Source organism: Arthrobacter sp. Y3223164, from assembly GCF_059091005.1.
Genome location: NZ_JBNHGF010000467.1, coordinates 1 through 1,873, shown reverse-complemented (window position 1 = coordinate 1,873; position 1,873 = coordinate 1). Strand labels below are relative to the sequence as shown.

The following is a 1,873-nucleotide window of genomic DNA, read 5'->3' as shown; positions in this document are numbered from 1 at the left end:
CCGGCGCTTCCAGCCGGGCGGCTAGGGCTACCCGGCTGGCGCTTCCAGCCGGGCGGCTAGGCTACCCGGCAGCCGTTTCCAGCCGGGCGGCTAGGGCTACCCGGCAGCCGCTTCCTGCCCCACGACGATCGGCTAGCCGGCCGGTTCTTCGTACTTCGGGAAGATCGGCGTGGGCGCCGGCAGCGGGGTGCCCGGCACCAAAGCCGTGCCGATGGCAGCGAAGTCGCGGGCGCCGTCGTCGTCCTGTCCCAGCACGTCCAGCAGCTTGCCGGCCGCGGTCGGCATGACCGGCTGGACCAGGATGGAAACGATGCGCAGCACCTCGAGCGTCACGTAGAGCACGGTGTTCATCCGCTCCACATCCGTCTTGCGCAGCACCCACGGGGCCTGCTCCGCGAAGTACGCGTTGGTGTCGCCAAGCACGGTCCAGATGGCTTCGAGCGACCCGTGGAAATCCTGGACCTCATAGGCCGCCCGGGACTTCTCGAGGAGGCGCTCGGCGCGGGCCAGCAGTTCATGGTCCTCGGCGGCGAGCGTCGCGGGCTGCGGGACCTTGCCCTCGCAGTTCTTCGCCACCATGGACAGCGACCGCTGGGCGAGGTTGCCCAGGTTGTTGGCCAGGTCCGCGTTCATCCGGCCGACCACGGCGTCGTGATTGTAGGAGCCGTCGGCGCCGAAGGGAACTTCGCGCAGCAGGAAGAAGCGCACCTGGTCCAGGCCGTACTGCGCCACCCATTCGGCGGGAGCGACCACGTTGCCCAGCGATTTGGACATCTTCACGCCGTTGTTGTTCAGGAAGCCGTGGATCATGACGCGCTTGGGCAGTTCCAGCCCGGCCGACATCAGGAAGGCGGGCCAGTAGACCGCGTGGAAGCGGGAGATGTCCTTGCCGATCACGTGGACGTCGGCCGGCCAGAACTTCTTAAACGATTCCGACTCCGTGTCCGGGTAGCCGACGCCGGTGAGGTAGTTGGTCAGGGCGTCGACCCAGACGTACATGACGTGCTTGTCGTTGCCCGGCACGGGCACGCCCCAGTCGAAGGTGGTCCGGGAGATCGACAGGTCCTCCAGGCCGCCCTTGACGAAGCTGATGACCTCGTTGAAGCGGCTGCGCGGGGCGCCGAAATCGGGGTGGTCTTCGTAGAGCTTGAGCAGTTTGTCCTGGTAGTTGGAGAGCCGGAAGAAGTAGCTCTCCTCCTCGGTCCAGGTCAGTTCGGTGTCGGTCTGGATGGAGTAGCGCTTGCCGTCGTCGCGGAGCTCGGTCTCGTCCTCGGCGTAGTAGGCCTCGTCGCGGACCGAGTACCAGCCCTCGTACTTGCCCAGGTAGATGTCCCCGGCCTCTTCCATCTTCTTCCAGATGGCCTGAGAGGCAGCGTAGTGGTCGGCATCGGTGGTGCGGATGAACCGGTCGTAGGAGATCTCCAGGACCTGATGGGCCGCCTTGTAGGCCGCGGTGTTCCGGTCCACCAATTCCTTCGGGGTCATGCCCTCCTTGGCGGCGGTCTGGGCGATCTTCATGCCGTGCTCGTCCGTGCCCGTCAGAAACATGACGTCGTAGCCGTCCAGTCGCTTGAAGCGGGCCATCGCGTCGGTCGCAATGTACTCGTAGGCATGGCCGATATGCGGCACGCCGTTGGGGTACGTGATGGCCGTGGTGATGTAGAACGGGGGCTTGGGCTCGGATGCGGTCACCCTATGAAATTACCCTCTGCGTTCGGCGGTGTCGAAATGTGCGACGCCCGCGGTAGGTGCGTGGTAGGTCGGTAGCCGCGGGTGAGGCGGGGCGGGGGCCGGCCTTGGCCTGGAGCGGTGCCGTAAGCACGCAGGCAGCGCGGGCCATGGCTTGGCACGGTGCCGCCGGCGGCAAGCAGCT

1 protein-coding gene is annotated in these 1,873 nt (G+C 66.4%); it reads right to left on the bottom strand.

Going from position 1 to position 1,873, the window contains the following annotated elements:
• Positions 1–132: 132 nt before the first annotated feature.
• On the bottom strand, positions 133–1,692 hold the full coding sequence (metG, locus tag AC5RUJ_RS15460; RefSeq protein WP_494128144.1) for a methionine--tRNA ligase: 1,560 nt from the start codon (positions 1,690–1,692) through the stop codon (positions 133–135).
• Positions 1,693–1,873 lie beyond the last annotated feature (181 nt).